Source organism: Paenibacillus sp. FW507-14B1B (assembly GCF_058781425.1).
Window position 1 is genome coordinate 515,677 of sequence record NZ_JBYSWS010000004.1, and the last position, 24,320, is coordinate 539,996.

Below are 24,320 nucleotides of genomic sequence, written 5' to 3' on the forward strand. Positions count from 1 at the left end.
CTAGGTCAAACCTCTCATCTAAGCAATACGAAAGTATGAAATTATCCCTACTTAATAAGACTATGTAACTATACAAAATCATTATTCTATTATATGGATAGCAAAAATTACATTTCATCGAAATGTAAACCTATTTTTGATGATTGGAATCATGTCTGATTTATGAGACTACACGATATGGAGTGATTATTATGGCCATCGTGAAGAAAAGATTGGGAGACTTGCTCGTAGAGAACGGGATTATCTCGCAGGAACAGTTGCAAGAGGCGTTAGCAGAGCAGCGCAAGACAAAGAGAAGACTTGGAGATCTGTTAATCTCTCAAGGGTACATAACGGAGCAGCAACTGATCGAAGTACTGGAATTTCAACTAGGTATTCCGCATGTAAGTTTATTTAAATACAATATTGACCCTGCGATAACAGGAATCATACCGGAGAGTATGGCGAAACGTCATCAAGTGCTTCCTTTTATGAAAGAGGGCGGGAAACTGATGGTTGCCATGGCAGATCCCCTCGACTATTTTGCGATTGAAGATTTGCGAATGACGACGGGATTCCGAATTGAACCGGCTATTTCAACTAGGGAAGAGCTTCAGCGTGCCATAGCGAGACATTACGGTATGCGAGATTCTATGAGTCAGATGATGGTGGAGCTTCCTTCACAAGAGGAATTTGAGGAGACGGAGATTACGGATGAGGCTTCACCGATCGTTCGTCTGGTAAATCAGATGATCCAGCAAGCGGTTCAGCTTCGAGCATCCGACATTCATATAGATCCAGGAGAGAACAATCTATTGATTCGCTACCGAATCGACGGCTCTCTGAAGACGGAACGATTGATTCCGAAACAGATGCAAGGTTTTATAACCGCAAGGCTCAAGATTATGGCTAGGTTGAATATAGCAGAACGCAGACTCCCGCAGGATGGCCGGATCAAGATGCAGTTTGATTACAAAATGATCGATATTCGTGTCTCTACCTTACCAACCATGCATGGTGAGAAGATTGTGCTTCGGCTTCTAGATATGACCACAGGCGTAAAGTCACTAGATAACCTTGGTTTTAATGAGAGAAACATTGAAGCATTTCGAGAAATGATCGAGCGTCCCTATGGGATTTTGCTCATTACGGGTCCAACGGGAAGTGGTAAGACAACCACCTTATATTCGGCACTGAATCATTTAAATAAAGAAAATGTAAACATCATTACGGTTGAAGATCCAGTGGAATATCAACTTGAGGGTATTAACCAGGTTCATGTAAACCCAGCGGTAGGGCTTACGTTTGCTGCCGGACTGCGCTCAATCTTACGTCAAGATCCCAATATTGTCATGGTTGGTGAGATCCGTGATACCGAAACGGCAGAGATCGCTGTTCGAGCCTCACTGACAGGGCACCTGGTGTTATCTACTCTCCACACGAACGATGCGATTAGCACCATCTCCCGGTTACGAGATATGGGAATAGAGCCGTATTTGATCGCTTCTTCACTCCTTGGTGTTGTTGCTCAGCGCCTTGTTCGCAAGATCTGTACTGAGTGCCGAGAAGCTTATACACCATCAGAGCAGGAAATGATTTTGCTGCGTAATTATGGACTTCATATGGATACGTTGTACAGGGGAAAAGGCTGTGGACACTGCAATAGTACAGGCTTTCGCGGTAGGATCGCGATTCATGAAGTCATGGTCATAGATGATCAACTGAGAGCAATGATTACGAGTTCGGCATTTGTTGAGGAGTTGAGGCGTACCGCTCAGGATTGCGGAATGATTCAGTTGATGGAGGATGGGATTGTGAAGGTAAGCCAGGGTATTACAACGGTGCATGAAGTCATGCGAGAGTCTGTTGCACATTAATCCGAGGGGAGGCGCCGAGATTGATAGAGTCACGAGATATTATTTGTTTGCTGCATAAGGCGTATCACTCCCAGGCTTCGGATTTACATATTTCCGTCAACTCTCCGCCGATGATGCGTGTTGATGGCCAACTGCAGCCGATCGATGAGATGATGACATCCCCCCGGGATGCACTTGCGATGGCTGAGAAGCTGCTTGGAAGTGAGAGGATGGAATATTTTCAGAGTGTGGGAGAGCTTGATTTCTCCTATCCGTTAGAAGACGGAATACGATTTCGTGTGAACGTCTATAAACAACGGGGGTTCGTCAGTATAGCAGCTCGTTCTATTCCAGCACAAATACCGTCTCTTGAACAGCTTGGGATGCCTTCCGTCTTATCTAGTCTGGCTATGAAACCCCAAGGACTTATTCTGGTTACAGGCCCGACAGGGAGTGGGAAATCTTCTACGCTAGCCGCAATGCTGGACCATATAAATCATAGTGAACGCAAGCATATTGTCACTTTGGAAGATCCAATTGAATTTTTACATACTCATGGGACTTGCCTTGTGGATCAGCGGGAAGTTGGCAGCGATACGGGAAGTTTCTCGAATGGACTTAGAGCTGCGCTGCGGCAGGACCCGGACGTTATTCTAGTCGGTGAAATGAGAGATTTGGAGACGATATCAGCAGCGGTAACAGCAGCCGAAACAGGACATCTCGTATTATCCACACTTCATACAACCGATGCACCACAGACCATTGATCGTATTATTGATGCATTTCCTGGTCACCAGCATTCACAGATTCGTTCCCAATTGGCATCCGTGCTTGTAGGTGTCATTTCTCAGCGGCTCTTTCCACGTGCGGAGGGAAGAGGTCGTTTATGCGCATCCGAAATCCTCATTAATACACCTGCAGTAGCGAACTTGATTCGGACAGACAAGACGCATCAAATCAGGAACGTCATGCAGACCGGACGTACACTAGGAATGCACACCTTGGAAATGTCTGTTCGGGAGCATCTCCAGAATGGACTAATTCTACCATCCGCGGCGAAGTCGTATATCGCGGAGGTGAGCAGCTGATGCAGCAATTCGAGTATCAGGTTAAGACAAGTGGTGGCAAGCAGCTGAGAGGTAAGCTCAGTGCCGTAGATAAAGCTTCTGCCATGGAGGAACTTCGAAAGCGCGGCTTGACCGTATTCTCATTGGTCGAGACGAAACAGACGATTTTATCCATGGATATATATATCGGCAATCCGGTCAAACCTATTCATTTCATCATCTATTGCCGCCAGTTCGCGACATTAATCCGTGCAGGAGTGTCGATAGTGGACGCTACAAGGATTTTGGCAGAACAGACAGACAGTAAACCATTACGGAAAGCATTGATCGATGTCAACTCAAGCTTGCTTCGGGGGATATCATTCTCACAATCGGTGCAGGATCATAAGAAGATTTTCCCGCCCTTATTCGTAAGTATGATTCGCGCTGGTGAAGAGTCAGGGGATCTGGAAGGTACGCTGGACCGCCTGGCTCTCTATTACGAGAAACAGCACAGCACGACAGAGAAGATTAAATCTGCATTAACGTATCCGGTGACGGTTGGGGTTATGGCCGTTGCTGCTGTCGTTTACCTGCTATGGGCCATTGTGCCACAGTTCGTCTCTATGTTTGAGTCCATGAATGCGGAGCTGCCTGCTATTACTAAGATTGTGCTCGCGCTCAGTGAAAGCATCCAGGGACAATGGTACATCTGGCTGTTGGCTGTTCTAGTAATAGTCGTCGCCTACCAAGTATTCAAACGGACGGAGCGCGGCGCATATTGGCTTGATTATGCGAAGCTCAAACTGCCCGTGTTCGGCAAGCTTAACCAGAAGGGGTCCATTGCCCAGTTCACGCGTACTTTTGCATCCCTCTATGCAAGTTCTGTACCGGTGCTTCAGTCTTTAAGCATTGTGGAAGAGGTAGCTGGTAACAAAGTTGTCGGGCAATACATCCGTAGTGCAGGCGATTCCCTCAGGCAGGGTAAACCTCTATCCGAACCATTGAAAAAAGCATGGGTATTTCCGCCTCTTGTGACTCAGATGATCGCGATTGGTGAGGAGACGGGGGCGCTGGATCAGATGCTCTCTAAGGTCGCAGACTTTTATGAGATGGATGTCGAGAATACCGTGGATCGTCTCAAGTCACTGCTTGAACCGTTGTTGATCGCATTCCTTGCAGGCGTGGTAGGTGTCATTGTGGCGGCAATTATGCTGCCGATGTTCAGTATGTACGGCAATATGTAATGCCTTATCATAGATTTAAATTTTGGAGAGGGGTGACGCCGGGAGAGTGAATAATTAAGTTGTATGCTCATCATTCGACCCGACGAATAGCAGCTCTGATGTAAATGATGTTAGATGTTAGTAGTTGTAACTTAACGTGAGATTTATTTCGTAGGTTAAGTAGTCAATCTTTGTCTGTTTTGTAGATTTATAGATTCATAGATTGTTCAGTACGACAATATTCTAAAGGGGGATTATCCCATGTTGACCAGAGCTTTGAAAGCTAGACAAACAAGATTGCAAGATGAAAAAGGTTTTACACTGATCGAACTCTTAGCTGTTATCGTTATTCTCGGTATTATTGCAGTAATTGCTATTCCTTTGATCGGAAATATCATTAATAAGTCCAAAGAAGATGGAGATGTTGCAACGGCACGTCAGGTTTACGATGCTGCGAGACTGTATATTACGGGTGAAGAAGGTGGCGACTTCGAGGGAACTTCAGAAGTTACTATTGCTCAGATGCAGGGAGCTGGTTATTTAGATAACTCTCTAAGTATTCCAAGTACTAAGAAGAAAATAAAAGAGGGTACCGTTTTATTTAGTGGAGGGCAGTTGGTTAGCGTTACAATTAAACCTGTTGATGGAGATGTTCCTAAAGGATCAGATAAGGGACTGTATAGAGCTGATCAGGTACTTAGCTCTGATGTAGACAGTAAGCCCGCAACTCCTTAAGACTGAATAGAGGCATAACTTAGTCTAACAACACCCACAAATCAGTGCCTAACTCCTCCCTCTGCCAAGAGCGGAGAGGACGGAATCGTACTGGAGAAACGCCAGTGGTCGCCTTTGTCTTCGGATTTCACCCTTGTATAAGTCCATTCAGGAAATCCGAAGACAACAGCGATCGGAAGTACGATCCGTCCGCGCAGCGGCCTCACAAGCAGAACAAACCAGGAGTCAGGCACTTATCCTCCCCTCAGGAATCGGGAACAATCACCCCCGGTTCCTGTTTCAAATTCAAGGCAGAAAGCGGACTGAACAGCAATGACGACGATGATAGCAATCTATATCACTTTCATAGGTATGGTACTTGGTTCCTTCTATAATGTAGTGGGTCTACGGGTTCCGCTGAGGCAATCCATTATAAGCCCGCCATCACAGTGTGGTGCATGCCATAAGCGGTTATCAGGTCGTGACCTGATCCCAATACTTAGCTACTTGTTCGCAAAAGGGAAGTGTAGACATTGCGGAATCAAAGTATCTGCACTTTATCCCATTGGCGAAGCGGTCACAGGCCTGCTATTCCTATGGCTCTATTTACGTTTCGGGCTAACCATGGCAAGCATCATTGGCTTTGTACTTGTCAGCATGCTGGTTATTGTAACCGTGTCAGATCTGAAATACATGCGGATACCTAATTCAGTCCTGCTCTTTTTCCTGCCGATTCTAGGTGTCCTAACCTTGCTCTTTCCTAGCGGTTCAATCTGGCAACACCTACTAGGAGCAGTGCTTGGCGGAGGAATCGTTCTGGTGCTGGCATGGTTCGGCGGCATGGGGATGGGGGATGTGAAGCTGTTTGCATTATGTGGCTGGGTTGTTGGCTTTCCAGGTGTCATTCTAGCATTTCTTACAGCCTGTTTATTAGGAACTATAGCTGGAGGAACCCTCATGCTGCTAGGTATCATCAAACGACGGCAGCCCGTTCCCTTCGGACCCTGGTTAGCGGTAGGTACCCTGATTACTTATGGTTACGGTTCACAGATTATCGGCGGGTATCTCTCGCTCATCGGTTAGGAGGATATACGCATGCTCGGTATAGGTCAAAAAGCAGCGGGTCTTTCCATAGAACAAACAGGGATCCGCTACGTTCGGTTAAAAAAGAAAACTTGGGAGTTCGACAAGAAATGGTTTCTCCCTTTGCCGCCGGGTATTATCGAAGAGAATCAGATTGCAGATGGCGTTGCGATGCTTGAACTCCTTAAGAAGGCTGTAAAGGATGCTAAGCTAAGAGGCACCGAGGTGTCGCTGTCGGTTCCTCCTTCTCAAATGATTGTCCGGAAAATGGTTATTCCCAGCTCCGACAGTAAGCAGGTTGAACAGCTCATTAAGCTGGAGGTAGAGACAGGTCTACACTTACCTTTTGACAATCCGGTATATGATTATGTGGAAACGGAGACCATCGATGGGCACGTACATCTTCTTGTATTTGCAGCCCCGCGTAAGCTCATTCAAGCTTATGTAGATGTTGTTGAGGCCGCAGGTCTAAAAGTGAGCAGTGTTGAAATATCGGGTACTGCATTAGCGCGAACGATATCCCTTGGTCAGGGAGAGGTATTCGCAGAAACCATGCTGATTCATATGGAAAAATCCCTGTTAGACGTGTATATGTTCCATAATGGTGATCCGGTTTTTATGCGCACGATTAACTTGTACGATCTGAATTCGAGGGAACACATTAGCGATCATTCGGAGACTGAACCTAATGAGAATGCGCAGATTGGAGCGAGGCGGCTTGCTCCCGAACAAATTGTTGAGGTTACCGCAGAAATATCAAGAATGCTGAACTTCTATCAATATAGCTTACATGATGGGACCACTCGTATTCAGGATATCCTTGTAACAGGACAAGCTGAACACCGAGAACAGTTGTATCAAGAACTGCGACAATCCATGTCTGAAATCCAGCTGCATGCGGTCGATCTTCTTCAACTTCATGATATTGCCTCACCTGATCCTGACATCAATGAATATCGTTTGGCTGCAGGAGCAGCACTGAAAAACTCCGGTGGGCATAAGGTGAATCTACTACCACGCGAAGATCGGGAAAAAGTGTTATTCCCATATGTAGCAGTAGCATTGGTAGGTATATGGGTTCTCGGTGTAGCGGCTACAGGTACTTTTTACGTTCTGAACAAAGGGCAGATTAGTAATCAGGATGAGCGGTTGAATGCACTGCGTGATCAGCGGAGTAGTGTAGAGCAGGAACTAACTTCGCTCAGCAGTAGTGGACTTGGGCAGACGGAACGAACGGAAGCCATTGAGGACATTAAGCAACACCGAGAGAGTGCGGTTCAGATTTTGAAAGAACTTGTGAAGAGTCTGCCACAGGGGAGTACATTGCGGGATATTGGCTACAGCTACCGATCCAGCGTAGATCTAACAATCTATGTTCAAAATATGGAGCAGTCCTCGGAGTATTTAGTGAATCTACGCAGATTAGCATTTACATCTGATGCAATGATTCTAAAGCTGACCAAAGGAACACAGGGGCGAGATGCATCAAGTCTGGATCAGGATTTTTATACAGCTGTCTACCGAGTGAATCTGAAATCGGGCAGCGGTTCAGTGAATGAATCAGTGGATGTAGAGAAGGAGGACAGCAGCAATGGAACAGTTGAATAAATATCGGTCCACGATTGTGCTTGGTGTGCTGGTTCTGTTCTTGCTGTTGTTTGCATTTTTTATGCTTGGACTACAGCCTACAATGGATGAAATGAATGAGCAGAAATTAGAGATGACCCGCATTGAAAAGGAGACGGCTATCCTACAGAGTAAGGTCGATGAGATGAAGGGTACGGATGGTTCAGGCGAGTTATCCGCAGCAGAGTCATTGACTGCACTCCCACAGAGTGACAGTGCTGATCAGTTGGTCCTGGATTTACGTTTAGTAGGTGCTAGATCACAAGCTATACTAAAAAATGTCGACTTTAATCTAAGCGGTATAAATGAGATTTTCCTCATGACGGGGAGCAGTCAAGGTGTATATCCTTTCATTAAAGAAGTAAAGATGAACGCAGAGGTGGAAGGGAATTACGAGCAGATCTACGCTTGGATGGAGGAGCTTGAGCGATTGCCAAGGCTCATGAAGGTCGACTCTTTCCGCTTTCAGCAGCCATCGGGTACCCAAACGGAGATAACCGCCAATATTGTGTTTACTGCTTATTATGAAGACATTCAGGGAGAAGCGGCAATCGTGAAATAATGATCGTCTTTCACAAGAATCCCCAGATAACCGGCCTCAAGCAATTAGGAGGACCGGTTTTTTTCGTATAACTTGAACGTTCATCATCTCAGTCTCTGGACGGAGGCGAATTTCAGCCACAAGGACGTTTGTTGTCTTTATTGTGTGTGTTACATTATTTATAAATAATCTCGTGATAAACACAGCGTTGGAGCTGCAGCACATATAGAAATTGGAGGCTACGCATGCCATGGAACAAAAGCGTCATGATCTACACATTGCAGGAGTAGGTAAAAGCGCCGGAGGAATATATGGAAAAGTGCAACTAGACGGAGCAGGGACAATTAGTGGGGATATGGATTGTACTGATTTTGTAGGCAATGGAAGTGTCAGTATAAAAGGTTCTCTAACCTCCGAGAAGATTCGGATAAATGGTAACGGAACGGTGGATGGCCCCGTCGACGCTGTGGAAGTACGTGTTGATGGACACGCGAAAGTGAAAGGTCACCTGCGCTCTGGAACTTTGAAGGTGAACGGGCGGTGTCATGTTCAAGGTGACGTGAACGCTCCAAATATTGAAATTGGTGGGTCCCTAAAAGCCGAACATATTCAAAGTGAAAAGATTGAAGTGAAAGGAAGTTTTAATGTCGATCGTTCAATATTTTCAGAGACGGTAGATATTCGCTTGTTTGATCGTTCGGAGGCGTATGAAATCGGTGGGAACTTCATTCAAGTTCGAAAAAAAGGACTGCGAATCTGGGAACAATTATCTTTTTCCTTTAGGCCTGTTCGATTATTCGTACGTGTGATCGAAGGTAACGTGATAGATGTAGAGTATACGGAGGCTGACATCATCCGTGCCAATCGTGTTATTCTTGGACCAGGCTGTAAAGTTCGTGTAGTTGAATATAGTGAGGAATTTATTCAGGACCCTTCTGCAGAGGTTGGAGAAGTACGTCTGATTTAATAAATGCATTGCTGAATCATGCGGATAAGCTTGATTTTGGCAGATATGAATTAAATGAAGGTAAGGAGGCTCATTAGATGACAGAATATGCAGCAGAGGTCAGACAGAATGTATTGATAATGGGGAATGGAACATCTGCTGGCGGCACACTAGGTAGAGTACGGATTAATGGGGATGGACGAATATATGGTAGCAGCGATTGTATGACTTTCCGTTGTAACGGAACCGCCGTCGTGGAAGGAAGTATGCGTAGCACGAATGCCAAGGTTAATGGGCAACTGAGCGTGGACGAACACTTCGAAGCCGAACAGTTAAAGGTGAACGGTGGGATGAAGATAGGTGGAGGTAGCCGGATGGGGCAAATTCACATCAACGGTGATTTGTCTGTAGGGCACTCACTCTCAGCGGTGAAGATGACGATCAATGGAACCTTACAGGCTGGCGATGAGATCGGTGTGGAAGATTTGAAGATCAGAGGCCGAGTTCATGCTGGCGGTATGCTATATGGTAGAGATATAAACATAAAGCTGCTTGGGGATTTTTCCAGAGTATCTAGCATCACGGGCCAAGTGATTTCTGTATCGACCTCACGACTGGCTAGAATGATCGGATTACCACGCGTAGCGAGTCTGCGTGCCGAACACATTGAAGGTGATGAGATCTTTCTTGAGAACACCCAAGCGGATACAGTACGAGGTCGCCGTGTAATCATCGGCAGAGGATGCGTGATTGGGAAGGTTATCTATAGCGATCAGCTTAAGATTGATAAAGATGCGGAAATTATTAATATAGAACGCTATTAAACGGTAAGAACCAGAAGATGCGAATCCTCTGGTTCTTTTTATATGTCATGAACTAGGGCTAAGGGTTGCTGACACCATCCTCAACAACAGGCGCTTTAGGTAAATCCCGTGAGCTTGGAAGCTCGCCGTTGGAGGGGTTCATGCCTATGATTGTGCTTTGTCCACGGTAGATATCGCGGGATATTCTTTCCCGCTCGGTAATCTTTCCGTCGACCTTTTTGACACGGTAGGTTTCCACAACGTATCCCGGTTTTCCATTTTGGATGACTTTGTGGTTACCAGAAGCCAGTGACGTATCACGGACGTATTTGAGCGGAGCGGGAATACTCTGAACGGTCTGGGATTCGAGCGAATACACCGTATTCTTCGGAAATGTACCGAAAAATTTAAGCGTGAGCGTCTTTCCGTTCACTTCAGAACGGATGAGTAGATGCTTGCCCGTATTGTTGCGAAATCGGAAATTGATATAACCTTCAGCAAAAGTGGCATCTTGTCCTTTTGGCAAATAGTTGACCGGCAGAGAGTGATTGCGGCGTTCCGTTACTTCAAGTCCTGTCAATAGAACAGCATTATAGATCGTGCTAGACACTTGGCATATGCCTCCGCCGATGCCTGGAACGAGCTTACCACTAACAATTACGGGCGCCTCCTTAAAGCCGTATTTATCCTGTGCTCTTTCAACAACTTCTGCATAATTAAATTCATCACCTGGCTTTAGAATCATCCCATCCACAGCCTTGGCAGCTGAAGTTACGTTGTGAACTCTGCCTGGTCCGCTTGCTCCTAGATATGTCGAGAACTCGATTATTTTTCTTTCGATTCCTTCAGCTTGGAGTGATTTCACCGTGACGTCTGGCGCATGTAAAGTTAGCGGGATTTCCATGATAATGTCTGCTGGTGGATTCGTCTCGAGTGGAGAAAAGTCGCCTGGGATGGCTGCGTTAAATCGATCGCCAAGTGCTGTCCAATCGATTCGGAATGTCGACTGCTCCGGTGAATAGCGCACAATGTCATCTGAAATGGTACGTACTGCATTAACCGGTTCGCCGAACCTTTCCTTTTCCCATTCGGTGTGGAATCGTTTCTTCAGAACGTCCTGATCCCATGTGAGCTGGATGCTCCAGGTCCGATTGAATTTGTAGCGGTACACAGCCCGTTCCCACAGTCCACCTTCCATTAAACGTGATACAGCACTTCGAAATTCATCCGCTTCATACTGTACGCCTGCATCATGAAGACTTACAACTTCCTCATCTCCGTTCATATGCTCTCCGCCAAATCGAACCTGAATGGCCTCCATGTCGCGTAAGCGATTATCTAACTCATGAAGAACCTCGCTTGTTGATTTACCTCCGATATGCCAGCCTGACAGGGTTACATTCTTTGGAAGAATGTTTTGATTAACATACAGGGTCAATGCCCCGTAACAAATAGAGGAAAATAACAAAATACTAGTGACAACGATAAGGCCAATGTGAATTTTTTTCATGAGAACCCACCTTCTTTTACTTCTGGTTAGTCGTAGTTCAAGCACCTTTTAATGTATATGTCACAGGCCTGTTAAACTTTCGGGTACTCAAAAGGTAACAAATTTGTTACAATAGGTGAGTCTTGAGGATTTTTCATGGATTTTAAAGGAATTAGATGGAAAGTGTCGAATGTATAAGGGCTAATCAAGTAATGGGAAGTGATGAAGTGATAGAAATGCAGGATGTTTGGAAGACCTATCAGAATGGCACCCATGCACTTCAAGGGGTCTCCGTGAAGATTGACCGCAATGAGTTTGTTTACGTCGTCGGACCGTCTGGCGCAGGTAAATCGACATTTATGAAACTCATCTATAGAGAAGAAGTACCAACTAAAGGACAAATATCAGTCAATGGATTTAATATTGGTAAGCTGAAGCAACGTAAGATACCGTATGTTCGGCGTAATATCGGAGTTATCTTTCAAGACTTCAGATTGTTACCGAAGCTGACCGCTTATGAGAATGTTGCGTTCGCTATGGAAGTTATTGAGGCTCCTACACGCCTTATGAAGAAACGGGTCATGGAAGTACTGGACCTCGTAGGACTGAAATCGAAAGCGAACCGCCAACCAGCACAATTGTCAGGTGGGGAACAACAACGGATTGCCATAGCCCGGGCGATTGTGAATAATCCTTCCGTTATTATTGCGGATGAGCCAACCGGCAACTTGGATCCGGAGACATCGTGGGGAATTATGCAGCTCCTGGACGAGATTAACTTCCGGGGAACGACCATTGTGATGGCAACGCATAACAAAGATATCGTAAATACAATGCGTAAACGCGTTATTGCTATTGAAAACGGACAAATTGTCCGAGATCAGGCAAGAGGGGAGTACGGATATGACTTTTAAGACCTTCCTACGGCACTTACGGGAAGGGGCCAAAAGCGTATTCCGGAATGGCTGGATGTCCGTTGCTTCAATAACCTCGATCGTAGTGTCATTATTTATTCTAGGTGTATTCATATTGTTAGTGTTGAATGTAAATGCATTGGCTGATAAAGCCGATAGTGAAGTACAGGTGAGTACATATCTTAATCTGAACGTGGATGAGGAGATGCGTGCAACCATAGAGAAGGATATCAAGGCGATGCCTGAGGTTAGCTCCATCCGTTTTGTCTCCAAAGACGAAGGAATGAAGGAATTAACCGAAAGCCTTGGTGAGGAAGGTAAGGATATGCTGGAGGGCTTTAATAACAAGGATCAGAACCCCCTGCCAGATTCATTCGTCGTTGAAGTTGTTGAGCCGACTACGGTTCCTCATCTAGCTGAGAAGATCAGTGCTCTTAACGAGAAGCATCCGGAAAAGCCTATTTTGAGAGTGAAGTACGGGGAAGGCACGGTTGAAACCTTGTTTAAGATCACCCGTACGGTGCGAAATATCGGATTTATTTTCGTAGGGGGTCTCGGCCTCATGTCGATGTTCCTGATCTCTAATACCATTCGGGTTACGATCCTAGCTCGTCGCCGAGAGATTGGCATTATGAAGCTGGTGGGAGCAACGAATAACTTCATTCGCTGGCCTTTCTTCGTTGAAGGTGCCTTGATTGGATTCATAGGTTCATTGGTTACGGTAGGTGTGCTGTTCCTTGGATATAGCCGCCTGCAAAATGCAGTGAAAGGTGATATCACACTAGCACAAAGTTTGATCCCACTAGGGGATATATGGATGCTGCTGGGAGGATTAATTCTTCTACTTGGTATGCTGATTGGCATTTGGGGTAGCACGATGTCCATTCGTAAGTTTTTGAAGGTATAACTTTATAACTGTTGATTACGTCATTTTGTTTCAAATATTTCGAAAAATATTTTTTATTTAACTAGATCACTGAAAAAGGATGGGGAGCGCAAGTTGAAAAAGATCGCCGCCGGATTAGCCGCCTTACTATTGGCTGCAGTCGTATTCCAACCCTCTGCCGGATTAGCTGAAAGTAAAACATCTGCCGATGTTGAACGTGAACTTGAAACACTACAGGAGCAGGTCCGTCAGGCCCGCAACCAAAAGAATAAAGCTGCTGAGCAGAAGCAAGAGGCGCAGCATTACAAGAATAAAACGAATAGATCCTTGGAATATGTAATGGATCAGATCAATACCGTAAGTAGCGAGCTTTCTAAAATCTCCGTTAAGATCGATGAGACGGAAGAAGATCTTCGTGTAACGACACAAGAGTTGAAGTCAGCGGAAGAACGGATTGCTGCAAGAGAGAAACTTTTGGAGAAACGTATTCGTCTTATCTATATGGAAGGTGATGTTTCTTATCTGGATGTGCTATTGTCATCCACAAGTTTCACAGACTTCCTGGAACGTGCAGATTCACTGAAGACGATTGTCGATCAGGATCAGGACCTTCTAGTTCAACATAAACAGGACAAGCTTCTTGTGCTTGATAAGAAGAAGGAACTTGAGGGACAGTATGCGAAAGCTAAAGATCTGTACGCCCAGATGGAAGAACGTAAATCGGAGCTTAATGACAAAGAGAAAGAGAAGCGAGTTCTCATTGCTAAGTACGATCAGAAGATCGAAGTATCGGATGATATCTCAGCTGAGCAGGAGCAGATGCTCGTAACATTAGCTACGAAACGTTCTAACCTTCAGCAAGAGAAGAACAAGTTACTGGCGGCTGAAGCGGCTAAAAGAGCAGCAGCAGCTAAAGCAGCAGCTGAAGCTAGAGCGAAGGCTGCAGCAGCGGCTGCAGCGAAGAAACAGCAAGCTGCAGCTTCCCATAAACCGTCCAGTGGCGGCGGCGGTGGCGGTGGCGGCGGTTCGTTCGCAGGGAATGGCGGTCCGTTCGCAATGCCGGTATCCGGAGCTTACCTGTCTTCACCATTCGGAACACGTACCCACCCTGTTACGGGTCAAGTGCTTTCTATGCATACCGGACAAGACCTTGCAGTAGCTGAAGGTACAGAAATCCGTGCAGCTGAGAGTGGTACGGTTATCTTAGCGGAATGGTGGAGCAGTTATGGTAACGCCGTAATTATTGACCATGGTGGTGGTGTGTGGACGCTTTATGGCCATATCCGTAATGGTGGTACGAAAGTGCATGAAGGTCAGCAAGTTACTCGTGGACAGAAGATTGCAGAAGTGGGTTCCACGGGACGAAGCACAGGCCCTCACTTACACTTTGAAGTTCGGATTAATGGAACAGCAGTAAATCCGACTCCTTATCTGTAGTTAATAGAAAGAGCCGCTGTATAAATATTCCCCGGAAGTTAATCATATACTAGGACGACCGGGGAGCTACGAAATGAATGAGCTGATACGTACAAAAGGCGGTGAAATCCATGTTAAGAAAGAGAACGGTCGTATTCCTGGTAGTAGCTGCTATGCTATGCGGCGGACTACTGACAATGGCATTCACGCAATTGCCGAATCTGGCAGGTTCGAGTGCTAGCGGAGAAGGATTGCTTGCAAGCATATCGAATAGTGGACTCGAGCAAGCGGAAGCGAAGAAGATAGGCACGGCTCTCGATTTAATCGAAAGTAACTACTATCAGGACATTGACAGGGACAAGCTGGTCGATGGAGCGATTAACGGAATGATGGAGTCACTGGGTGATCCTTATTCCAATTACATGGGCAAGGTTCCAGCAGCACAATTTGAGGAGAGTATCGAAGGCTCTTTCAGTGGTATTGGTGCTGAGGTATCCTCCGTCGATGGAAATGTAGTTGTCGTTTCGCCTATTAAAGGGTCTCCGGCTGACAAAGCTGGAATTCGGGCGAAGGACGTGATTTTATCGGTTAACGATGAATCACTGCAAGGGCTGGACTTAAATGCTGCAGTAGCAAAAATCAAAGGACCAAAAGGTTCAAAAGCGGTTATCAAGGTGAAACGCGCTGGTTCAACAGAACCTATCGAATTTGTTATTGTCCGAGATAACGTGAACTTAGAAACGGTTACGTCCCGCATGGAGAATGATAAGGTTGGTATTATCGAGATTTCCCAATTCTCCCTTAATACAGGTGATCGCTTTAAGGAAGAACTGAAGAAGCTTGAAGACCAAGGCATGAAGGGGCTCGTGATTGACGTTCGGAACAATCCAGGCGGTGTACTCTCTGTCGTCATTGACATTGCGGAACAATTTGTACCGAAAGGCAAGTTGATTGTTCAGGTTGAAGACAAGGACAAGAAACGAGAGAAGCATCCTTCTAAAGGAGACTCTAAAGCATATCCTGTTACGGTTCTCATGAACAAGGGTAGTGCCAGTGCTTCCGAGATTCTTGCCGGAGCATTGCAGGAGTCTGCTGGAGCCGTATTGATCGGTGAGAATTCTTTCGGTAAAGGTACGGTTCAGACAAGTTTTGATAAGCAGTTTGGAGACGGAAGCTTACTGAAAGTAACGATCGCCAAATGGTTGACACCAAATGGAACATGGATCCATGAAAAAGGTATCAAGCCTGACCTTAAAGTGGCTCAACCAGATTACTTCTCGGTTGCACCGATTGATAAGAAGAAGACCTTGAAGTTCGATATGAATAACTCAGATGTTAAGAATGCTCAAATCATGCTTGAGGCTATTGGATATAAACCTGGACGGAAGGACGGTTACTTTGACCGTGCTACGGAGAAAGCAGTGAAGAGTTTCCAGAGCAGTCAGAAGCTTAAGGCGGATGGTGTCGTAAATGCCGCAACAGCTGAAGCGCTTGAGGCTGAGTTAATTAAGAAGATTCAAGATCCGAAGAATGATAATCAAATGAATCGCGGAATCGCCGAGGTCCGGGAGGAAATTGCCGCTAAGGCGTCGAACAAGTAAGAAGGCTGAACCTTAGCCTTCTTTTTTTCTATTTGCCCAAAGGAATCGAAGGATGTGTTTGAAGAGGAAGGAGAGTGGCACACTTTTGGAGATAGCGAAAGAGTTGCTGTGGCTCGCGATGGATGCAGGATTACAGCTGCTGATGCAGCCGTTTTATTATATTTCAATTATTTTGATCGCTTTATTGTATCGCAGGCAAGTGTTGTTAGAACGTAAACTGTTTCATGTTCGGCTAAACGGATGGGGACTTCAAACGTGGAGGACATTCTTAGGAGGTCTTATCGCGGGGCTTGCAGTATCTGTAGTGATGGCTTTTCTAGGAATATCCTTAACCTTTGGTGCTGTCCTATGTATTTGGGTAACCGCTATTGTGCTCATGCTCTTCCGTGTTAGGTTTTTATGCTTTGCTTATTCTATCGGGGTACTTGGCATCACTCAGTTTATATTAAGCTGGTTTCCACAATGGCAGCCTAATGGATTCATAGGTGATATAAAGTCGACGATTATGGGGCTTGATATTCCATCGTTGCTTGCGCTTGCGGCAGTACTTCATTTTGCTGAAGCTGTGCTTGTTGTAATACAAGGTTCGAAGTTTGCAACGCCGCTGTTCCTTGAAGGGAAGAGAGGTAAGCTTGTTGGCGGGTATAACATGCAGAGCTTCTGGCCATTACCATTGTTCCTGCTGGTTCCTGCTACAGGGGGAAGTATGGTTCTCCCTTGGACACCATTCTTTGGCGGCGAGGGCTGGAGCAGTGGGTTTGGGATACTCGTGCTGCCTGTATTAATTGGCTTTGGAGAGATGACACAGAGTATGCTGCCTAGGCAGAAGGCTTTAGTGACTTCCAAGAGACTTGTGATCTATAGCGCTGTACTGCTCGCACTGAGCTTACTTGCTGAATGGTGGTCACCGCTTATGATTGTTACAGCACTGGCAGCACTTGGTCTTCATGAAGGACTGGTCTGGTACAGTCGTTATGAGGAATCCCAGAAGAGTCCGGTATTTGTAAACCCCACGAAGGGTTTGCGTGTGCTTGCCGTACTGCCGGGAAGCCCAGCAGATGAGCTAGGCATTCTCGCCGGTGAAACCATTCTGAAGGTGAACGGAGCACTAATCCATAACAAGGAAGAACTGCATGCTGCACTCCGTCAGAACTCCGCTTTTTGTAAGTTGGAAGTTCAGAATCATCAGGGCGAGAGCAAGTTTATGCAGCGGGCAATATATGCAGGCGACCATCATCAATTAGGTGCGATTGTTGCTCCTGGTCCAGATGATCATTTATCTGTGAAGATGAAGCCGCTTAGCCTGTTTGCTATTGTAGGAATGAAGCTGAACGTACGTAATAAAAGGACTGCTACGCCCAAGTTACTTGCACCGGGTCAACCTGAGGATAAGCAGGATACGATTGAGCTTTAGAGTAAAATACATCATGATTAGGTCACCACTTTCCCCCTCCGATTTGGAGGGGGTTTTTTATTCGTGCTTGTTATAAGTCTGCAACATCTGAGTGTCTGCAATCGTTAGATATATAATATCCATAATTAGGTATTTTAGAATAGAGGGGGCCATTCAGATTGAAAGCTTCACTTAAAATACTAGCAGTAATATTCGGTATTTCAGGGATGTTAATGGTTTCTGGTTGTACAGAACTTGGGGATAAGGTTTCTAATCCTGAGGTATTGGGGTCTAAGCCACAAGTCTCTTCAGCACCAATATCCGAACCCGAACCGAAGGTGATTAGTACATCTAAAGGAGATGGTTTTCTATATTTTGAAGGAATGGTAGCAGCGAAACGCAGTGGGGGACAAAGCCGTAGTGTGCTAATCATTCAAGGCTTGAAGGAAGAAGTAGCGATGAATTCAAGCTGGGACGAACTGGTGAAGATTGGTCAAAAGAATAAGAGCGGGGCATTTTATCCCGTATCTATCGAGCAGTATAAACAGCTTAAAGTAGGACAGCTGGTGCGTATGACTTCAACTCAGCAGGAGGATACTAACCCTCCTCTTAGAAATACGCAAACGATGAAGATCATTAAAGAACCTCAATTGATGCAAGTCACTGGCTTTCGGGATGATATAGTGACAGGGTATGTACTTTCGATTGAGATGAAGGAGAATCTTATTTCATTAAATATTAGTGATTGGGTGAATAGGAACAACCGTGGAGCAATCGATAGTATGATGCACAGCATCAACATTCCATATGACGGAGACACTAAACTTTTGGATGGACTAGGTCAGAAACTAAAGGTTTCCGAACTCAAGGCAGGAGACAAACTGGAAATTATTCCGACTAAGAATTGGTCTTATGAACGCATGGATGATAACAATCTTCAGACACAGCAAGTGATCCGGGTTACGATGACGCGAAGTGAGAAATTGAAGTATATGCTAGCAAGACCGGGGACCATCCATACCGTGGTGATTTACGAAGAAGGAGCAGTGCCTCCTAAAGATGAAATGGACTTCGAGCGATATGTACCAGGCGCCTATAGTGGAGGTATATCTTGGGTGCCTTATCGTAAAGGGGAAGCTATAGACTATAAGGAGGAGCTCATGGTGACAAAGTTCCCCGCTTTTATCGTATTCGATGAAGAGGATGCTATATATCAGACAGACTCCATTCGTAAGCTTCAGAAGTGGTTTAATGATCGGGCTGCAGCGGCCAAGGGATCAACAGCGGTGGAGTAGTAATCGATATCGTTACTCCATTAATCAAAAAAGGGACTCCCATATGAGAGTTCCTTTTTTGATGCATATAACTAAGCCTATCTCAGCTCTTGTTGCCCAGTGCACCGTTTATCTTTTTTAAATAAAAAATAGCAATCTGCGTTCGGTCTCGAAGATTTAATTTACTTAGAATCTCAGTAACATAATTCTTAATCGTGCCTTCGCTAAGAAATAGATGACCAGCGATCTCCTTATTGGATAATCCATCGGAGATCAGAGCAACGATATTCTTCTCAGCAGGAGTGAGCCCATATTGCTCCAATTCGGGAGGCTGCCAAGCGAGCGGTGAAGTTGTAGTTGGACGAAGCATTCCTGTAAGCTTGCGCGCAATGTCAGGGTGGATAAGCATGTTACCGTCATGAACGGTTTTGATCCCTTGAATAATACGGTCTGGCGGAATGTTCTTCAGTAAATAACCGCTCGCTCCGTTCTGCAGTGCCTCGACGATGTAGTCATCGTCATCAAACGTTGTTAACATTAGCACGCGTACGTCGGGGTAATGCTCCCGAATGAGTCTGGTTCCCTCGACACCATCACATACAGGCATCCGAATATCCATCAGAACCACATGGATCGTAAGACCATTCCCCATTAGCTCCATGGCTTCAGCACCATGTGCCGCGGTTGCAGTTACCTCTACTTCAGGATCCATGCCGATTATAAGCTTTAAGCTCTCCCTGATAAATGGATCGTCATCCACGATCAATACAGATATCATCTCAACATTCACTCCTACTTTTGTAGTTCAGCTACTCAGCTATATTCTTACCTATATAATTTCGATTTTTCGATATACAGGCAGGCGAGTAATGACTGTGAATGGCATCTGCCGGCATACCTCTAATGTGCCCCCAATGACTTTTGTACGCTCTAGCATACCGCTGAGACCAATTCCTTGTTTGCCGATGCCGGGCATATTCCCAGCTGAATGTGCTTCGGCTGCAACTTCCCCGTTGTTCGAAACCTCCATGCATACCTCATGATCATCATAAGTAAGGAGCACTTCCACCTGATCAGCATGTCCATGCCGGATGGCATTGGTGATAGCTTCGCGCGCATTTTTGTACAGAACAACCTGCTGGCTAGGGTACAACGGATAGGGAAGACCCTTTGTTCGTAATCGAGTTATAATACCGGTCTCGCGACCTGTTTCTTCGAGCAGGCGATCCAGTGCATAAGCATCTGCCAGCTGCCTTCCTGGGTTCATTCGTTTCACGGCAGATCGCATTTCGTCCATGCTGCTTCCGAGTTGATCACGAATCTGATGCAGCAGTTCCATCCCCCGATTCCCATCTTGAGGAACCGTATAGATAGCGGCTTCCATCATCATCTTAACTCGAATGAGTCGGTGTCCAATGTCATCATGAAGCTGATGGGATATCCGATTTCGCTCATCGGCTTGAGCAGCAGCCTCAATCTGATGGGCGAATTGCTGCATTCGACTCCGAGCCTCTTCGAGTTCAAAATGCTTCCTTCTTAGCTCATCATATAACCGAAGGGTATCTTCTTTACTTCCTGAAGTGTTATGCAGAACCCCGATAAATACCGTGACCATAATGAGTAGGAGGTTAGCGGATATGATCCATACAATCTCATGCCCCTGAAGGGAAACATTCAGTACGATCAGATGAATGCCAAGTAGAACATACCGGAGAAATGGATGGGATAAGAAAAGATATATCAAGGCCGTCGACATCGATACAAAAATCATTAGCATACCGTAATGTTGGCACAGCCATCCTGCAATAATGAGTTCCACAATAACGCCTGAAATAATCACAGGGCTAGATTTAATGAAGCGGCCAAGCACAGCCAGTGCAAGGAATATCAGGATGAAGACCGTATACCAGTCGTAATGGTCGATTTTGTCTACATAGAGCCCAATTGCAGCAGGAACCAAAATAAGACCAAACCGAAGCGAAGCAAGAGAGTGGGGCATAGGTGAGCAGACTCCCTTTTTCCATAAATTAGGCAAACGTGTGAATTTGGTTTCATTATATCACACGAAGCTGTTTTGACAGGAGGTGACTTTGGTCACCTATAGAAATGACTTAATCTACCTTCGAGGTCGCTTCTTGCCAGGTACAATGAAATCAAGATAAAGACCAACGGATAACAGAATGGAGTGAAGGATAATGACATTCTTACAGATGAACGATGTGGTCAAACGTTATGGAAGCAAGCTTTCGGTGGATCACTTAAACTTGAGCATTAACGAAGGCGAGATTTTTGGGTTGTTAGGTCCGAATGGTGCTGGCAAAAGTACGACGATTAACATGATCTGTGGACTGCTTAAATCAGACCAGGGGCATATTGAGGTTGATGGCATATCCGTTAAAGACCGACCTTTGGAAGTGAAAAAGAGAATCGGACTTGTGCCCCAGGATCTTGCACTTTATGAGAGTATGTCTGCTGCAGATAATGTATCCTTTTTCGCAAAGCTCTACGGTCTGCGCGGGAAACTTATGAAGGAGAGAGTAGAAGAGGCTCTGGCGTTTGTAGGTCTTCAGGACAGAGCGAAGGAAACGCCTTCAACCTTCTCCGGAGGAATGAAGCGTAGACTTAATATTGCGTGTGCAATTATGCACCGCCCCAAGCTAATTATTATGGATGAGCCGACCGTTGGTATCGATCCACAGTCTCGGAATCATATTTTGGACTCGGTAAGAAAGCTGAACGAATTAGGTTCTACAGTCATTTATACAAGTCACTATATGGAAGAGGTTTCTGCGATCAGTGACCGGGTTGCCATCATGGATAAAGGGCATGTGATTGCTTGCGGTACACAGCAGGAGCTGAGGGAACGGGTAGCTCGTGAAGAGAAAATTGTGCTAACAGCTGATGGCATCACACAGGATGTTGTAAGTGAACTAAGCATGCATCCGCGTATTACCCGTGTGATCCAGAATGAGAAAGAGATGGAGATCTATCTGCCATCTGCACAAAATGATCTTCAGGATGTTTTATTTATTTGCAGTAAACATGAGGTCGTTATTCAGACAATCAAATGCGAAGAACCGGATCTCGAGACACTTTTCCTCAGCCTGACCGGGCGAACGCTACGAGACTAATCTTACGGAAGCGAAAAGAAGGAGGGCACCACTTGTGAACATGAGAACCATTGCATGGTTTGAATTGAGAAGAATGTCTCGGAGTCGGACCGTATTATTTAATCTATTTATGCTACCTATGATTCTGATCTTTATTTTGGGGACCGCACTATCTAGTTTTTTTGGCAGCAACGAAGATTATGTCCCGGAGGAAGTGAAGGTGGGGTTCATCGGCATTGAGACGAGTGATTCGCTTCCAGCAAGTCTAAATGCCTTTATGGAGGAGCCGGCGATTGCTGAAGTGCTGGTTCCATCTATGGGTTTAACACGTGATGAAGTGGAGAGTAAGCTTCGTTTAGGTGAAATTGATGTTGCAGTTGTGATACCAAGTGAATTTGAAACTCAGATTTTTTCGGGTGGTAAGGTTCAGCTTGAAATGATCCTTGGAAAAAGCCATACACGTAATGTGATAGCTCAGTCGATGCTCGGCACATTTATGGATGAAGCCAATAGCAAGCAGGCGCAGGCTTTAATCATGGGACCTGAAGTGCTTGCAAAGGGAGACGCAACAGCATTTGAAAGACCTTCCTATATCGAGAGTGGAAAGCTGAATGAACAAGGAAAGGTCTATACAGCTGCTCAGTACTACGCTGCCTCGATGTTAATTATGTTTCTGCTCTATTCGGGATTGATGGCTAGCAATAGTCTTTTGGGAGAAAAAGAAGGAAACACGCTCTATCGATTACAGTCGTTGCCAGTTTCGAATGTGACTATTTTTTCGGGCAAAATTCTAGGTTGCAGCCTTGTGACTCTGATTCAGGCCATCATCATTATTGGTGGATCAAGTCTGCTGTATGGCGTCAATTGGGGAGAGCATGTGGGGTTACTTTTACTAATATGCATTCTAATCACACTAGCTTCTATGACGATAGCCATCATCATAGCGTTGGTTACGAAATCAGCTTCAACGGCCACAGCGGTTATCCAAGCGCTCATTGTTGCGATGACTTTCTTGAGTGGAGGGTTTACTCCGCTTCCGGTCGATTTTATCCGACAGCTTGGTGAGTTTACAGTTAACCACTGGGCGTTACAAGGTATTTTGCACATGATGCTGAATGCGGATATATCACAGATCCTGACGAGTGTCGGAGCTTTGGCCGCTATATCACTAGGTTTGTTAGCGGGGGCAGTCCTTACTTATCGAAAGGTGGGTTACCATGCATAGTCTTACGATTGCTTGGCAGATGATTAAACGAACATTAGGACGAAGAAAAGGATGGATCTCTTACGTTATCATACCGTGTGCTGTTGTGACAGGTGCTGTGGCGCTCCTTGGAAATGATGAGACCACGAGTGTACCTATTGCTTACGTAAATGCGGATACTGGTCCTGCAGGACAGCATCTGATAGAGGAATTGAGTCGTACAAAGGAGTACATTTTAAAGCCGATCCAGTCGGATGAAGATCTTAAAGAGGATATCATTCAGCAAAAAGGGAAGATCGGGATTGTGATCCCAGAGAACTTTAGTGAGCAGCTTCTTGATGGCAATAAGCCGAAAGTGCAAATGGTTGAACTGACCAGCAGTGAAGCATCCTTTATGGTCAAAATGACGGTGAATGGAACGATTGGCCGTATGCAGGATACAGCCGCTGTCATCCGTAATAGTGGTGATAAACAGCAAGGGCCAGAGGCTACTCTTGAAAATGTTTTGAAGCAAATGGAGCTACATCAGCTGGATGTTGTTAGCACGGATATGGGGCTATACGCCAAGCCGGGACTGAACACGGTGACGGGCTTTACACTGATGTTCATGATGGGACTCATCGCAAGTTCGGTCATGTTGATCGTGGAGGATCGCAAAATGCGAACCATGTCACGCATCTTTACGGCACCTGTTCGCTCGTACCAAATAGCACTTGGGAATTTCCTGGGTAGTTTCATTTTAGGCGCTATACAGGTCATAGTCGTATTATGTATCTCCAGATTTGTGATTGGTTATGATTACGGGATTCCATTCTTTATGCACTTTCTGATTTTGGCAGCATTTATGCTCGTATCGATGGGCATCGCCAGCACCATTGCAGGTATGATCCGTAATCCTCAGAATGCAGGAGTACTTAACTCCTTGATCATAACACCAACGTGCATGCTCGGAGGCTGCTTCTGGCCACTGTCCATCATGCCCGATTTCCTCAAGAAGATTGCGAACTTTGTTCCTCAAAAATGGGCTATTGAAGCAGTAGAAACCGCCGCGAGTGGAGGTACACTTGTGGATATACAGCTGCCGCTGTTGATCCTTGGTCTAATGGCAGTGATCTTGCTTGCGTTGGGCTCTGTGATTCTGCGTCCAAGTGAAACCAGTGTCAATGCCTAGATATCGTGTAATGATGTAGAACAAAAAGGACGGATTCCTGAT

At 45.6% G+C, this 24,320-nt stretch carries 22 protein-coding genes; 18 read left to right on the top strand and 4 right to left on the bottom strand.

Annotated features, from left to right (window positions below; translation table 11 throughout):
• Positions 1 to 191: 191 nt before the first annotated feature.
• The 4 genes from AC3WJJ_RS20985 (at position 192) to AC3WJJ_RS21000 (ending at position 4,842) form a co-directional block, all read left to right on the top strand.
• Entirely contained in the window at positions 192 to 1,856 is a 1,665-nt protein-coding gene (locus tag AC3WJJ_RS20985; protein ID WP_492543576.1) for a GspE/PulE family protein, read from the top strand.
• A 23-nt stretch (positions 1,857 to 1,879) separates the two neighbouring features.
• A complete protein-coding gene (locus tag AC3WJJ_RS20990) occupies positions 1,880 to 2,923 on the top strand; it encodes a type IV pilus twitching motility protein PilT (RefSeq protein ID WP_492543629.1) in 1,044 nt (347 codons plus the stop codon).
• Positions 2,923 to 4,128 carry a type II secretion system F family protein gene (locus AC3WJJ_RS20995; RefSeq protein ID WP_492543577.1) on the top strand — a complete coding sequence of 402 codons (1,206 nt, stop codon included), beginning with the start codon at positions 2,923 to 2,925 and terminating at the stop codon, positions 4,126 to 4,128. Before AC3WJJ_RS20990 ends, AC3WJJ_RS20995 begins: the two co-directional genes overlap by 1 nt.
• A 240-nt stretch (positions 4,129 to 4,368) precedes the next feature.
• The gene (locus tag AC3WJJ_RS21000) at positions 4,369 to 4,842 is read left to right on the top strand and encodes a type II secretion system protein (RefSeq protein WP_492543578.1); all 474 of its coding nucleotides are present in this window, start codon (positions 4,369 to 4,371) and stop codon (positions 4,840 to 4,842) included.
• 41 nt (positions 4,843 to 4,883) lie between these two features.
• On the opposite strand, the gene AC3WJJ_RS21005 is transcribed toward AC3WJJ_RS21000, so the two are convergent.
• Complete coding sequence (locus tag AC3WJJ_RS21005) at positions 4,884 to 5,075, bottom strand: hypothetical protein (RefSeq protein WP_492543579.1); 192 nt, start codon at positions 5,073 to 5,075, stop codon at positions 4,884 to 4,886.
• Between the two features lie 79 nt (positions 5,076 to 5,154).
• Between AC3WJJ_RS21005 and AC3WJJ_RS21010 the strand changes: the two genes are divergently transcribed.
• The 5 genes from AC3WJJ_RS21010 to AC3WJJ_RS21030 all read left to right on the top strand — a co-directional run bounded on the left by AC3WJJ_RS21010 (position 5,155) and on the right by AC3WJJ_RS21030 (position 9,841).
• Positions 5,155 to 5,904, top strand: a complete 750-nt coding sequence (locus AC3WJJ_RS21010; RefSeq protein ID WP_492543580.1) for a prepilin peptidase — start codon at positions 5,155 to 5,157, stop codon at positions 5,902 to 5,904.
• A gap of 12 nt (positions 5,905 to 5,916) precedes the next feature.
• Positions 5,917 to 7,512, top strand: a complete 1,596-nt coding sequence (pilM, locus tag AC3WJJ_RS21015) for a pilus assembly protein PilM (RefSeq protein WP_492543581.1) — start codon at positions 5,917 to 5,919, stop codon at positions 7,510 to 7,512.
• Entirely contained in the window at positions 7,496 to 8,092 is a 597-nt protein-coding gene (locus AC3WJJ_RS21020; protein ID WP_492543582.1) for a hypothetical protein, read from the top strand. Before pilM ends, AC3WJJ_RS21020 begins: the two co-directional genes overlap by 17 nt.
• A gap of 229 nt (positions 8,093 to 8,321) precedes the next feature.
• On the top strand, positions 8,322 to 9,038 hold the full coding sequence (locus AC3WJJ_RS21025) for a polymer-forming cytoskeletal protein (RefSeq protein ID WP_492543583.1): 717 nt from the start codon (positions 8,322 to 8,324) through the stop codon (positions 9,036 to 9,038).
• 77 nt (positions 9,039 to 9,115) lie between these two features.
• On the top strand, positions 9,116 to 9,841 hold the full coding sequence (locus tag AC3WJJ_RS21030; RefSeq protein WP_492543584.1) for a hypothetical protein: 726 nt from the start codon (positions 9,116 to 9,118) through the stop codon (positions 9,839 to 9,841).
• 58 nt (positions 9,842 to 9,899) lie between these two features.
• On the opposite strand, the gene AC3WJJ_RS21035 is transcribed toward AC3WJJ_RS21030, so the two are convergent.
• The gene (locus AC3WJJ_RS21035) at positions 9,900 to 11,330 is read right to left on the bottom strand and encodes a VanW family protein (RefSeq protein ID WP_492543585.1); all 1,431 of its coding nucleotides are present in this window, start codon (positions 11,328 to 11,330) and stop codon (positions 9,900 to 9,902) included.
• 206 nt (positions 11,331 to 11,536) lie between these two features.
• On the opposite strand from AC3WJJ_RS21035, the gene ftsE reads away from it, so the two are divergent.
• The 6 genes from ftsE (at position 11,537) to AC3WJJ_RS21065 (ending at position 18,814) form a co-directional block, all read left to right on the top strand.
• Entirely contained in the window at positions 11,537 to 12,223 is a 687-nt protein-coding gene (ftsE, locus tag AC3WJJ_RS21040) for a cell division ATP-binding protein FtsE (RefSeq protein ID WP_422661557.1), read from the top strand.
• Positions 12,213 to 13,130, top strand: a complete 918-nt coding sequence (ftsX, locus tag AC3WJJ_RS21045) for a permease-like cell division protein FtsX (RefSeq protein WP_492543586.1) — start codon at positions 12,213 to 12,215, stop codon at positions 13,128 to 13,130. The genes ftsE and ftsX overlap by 11 nt, the downstream gene beginning before the upstream one ends.
• A gap of 93 nt (positions 13,131 to 13,223) precedes the next feature.
• Positions 13,224 to 14,546, top strand: coding sequence for a murein hydrolase activator EnvC family protein (locus AC3WJJ_RS21050; protein WP_492543587.1), 1,323 nt, complete (start codon positions 13,224 to 13,226; stop codon positions 14,544 to 14,546).
• A 110-nt stretch (positions 14,547 to 14,656) separates the two neighbouring features.
• Positions 14,657 to 16,126 (top strand): S41 family peptidase, encoded by a 1,470-nt coding sequence (locus AC3WJJ_RS21055; protein WP_492543588.1) that lies wholly within the window; start codon positions 14,657 to 14,659, stop codon positions 16,124 to 16,126.
• 85 nt (positions 16,127 to 16,211) lie between these two features.
• Positions 16,212 to 17,540 carry a PDZ domain-containing protein gene (locus AC3WJJ_RS21060; RefSeq protein WP_492543589.1) on the top strand — a complete coding sequence of 443 codons (1,329 nt, stop codon included), beginning with the start codon at positions 16,212 to 16,214 and terminating at the stop codon, positions 17,538 to 17,540.
• Between the two features lie 158 nt (positions 17,541 to 17,698).
• On the top strand, positions 17,699 to 18,814 hold the full coding sequence (locus AC3WJJ_RS21065; protein ID WP_492543590.1) for a hypothetical protein: 1,116 nt from the start codon (positions 17,699 to 17,701) through the stop codon (positions 18,812 to 18,814).
• A gap of 82 nt (positions 18,815 to 18,896) precedes the next feature.
• Here the strand turns inward: AC3WJJ_RS21065 and AC3WJJ_RS21070 are convergent, their stop codons facing one another.
• Together AC3WJJ_RS21070 and AC3WJJ_RS21075 are read right to left on the bottom strand one after the other, a co-directional pair.
• A complete protein-coding gene (locus tag AC3WJJ_RS21070; protein WP_492543591.1) occupies positions 18,897 to 19,571 on the bottom strand; it encodes a response regulator in 675 nt (224 codons plus the stop codon).
• Positions 19,572 to 19,622: 51 nt separating this feature from the next.
• Positions 19,623 to 20,792, bottom strand: a complete 1,170-nt coding sequence (locus tag AC3WJJ_RS21075; RefSeq protein WP_492543592.1) for a sensor histidine kinase — start codon at positions 20,790 to 20,792, stop codon at positions 19,623 to 19,625.
• Positions 20,793 to 20,988: 196 nt separating this feature from the next.
• Here AC3WJJ_RS21075 and AC3WJJ_RS21080 point away from each other — a divergent pair, with 196 nt between their 5' ends.
• From AC3WJJ_RS21080 to AC3WJJ_RS21090, 3 genes are read left to right on the top strand one after another with little or no spacing between them, the layout of a single operon-like run.
• On the top strand, positions 20,989 to 21,924 hold the full coding sequence (locus AC3WJJ_RS21080; RefSeq protein ID WP_422658527.1) for an ABC transporter ATP-binding protein: 936 nt from the start codon (positions 20,989 to 20,991) through the stop codon (positions 21,922 to 21,924).
• Between the two features lie 40 nt (positions 21,925 to 21,964).
• Entirely contained in the window at positions 21,965 to 23,128 is a 1,164-nt protein-coding gene (locus AC3WJJ_RS21085; protein WP_492543630.1) for an ABC transporter permease, read from the top strand.
• The gene (locus AC3WJJ_RS21090) at positions 23,121 to 24,278 is read left to right on the top strand and encodes an ABC transporter permease (protein ID WP_492543593.1); all 1,158 of its coding nucleotides are present in this window, start codon (positions 23,121 to 23,123) and stop codon (positions 24,276 to 24,278) included. Before AC3WJJ_RS21085 ends, AC3WJJ_RS21090 begins: the two co-directional genes overlap by 8 nt.
• Positions 24,279 to 24,320 lie beyond the last annotated feature (42 nt).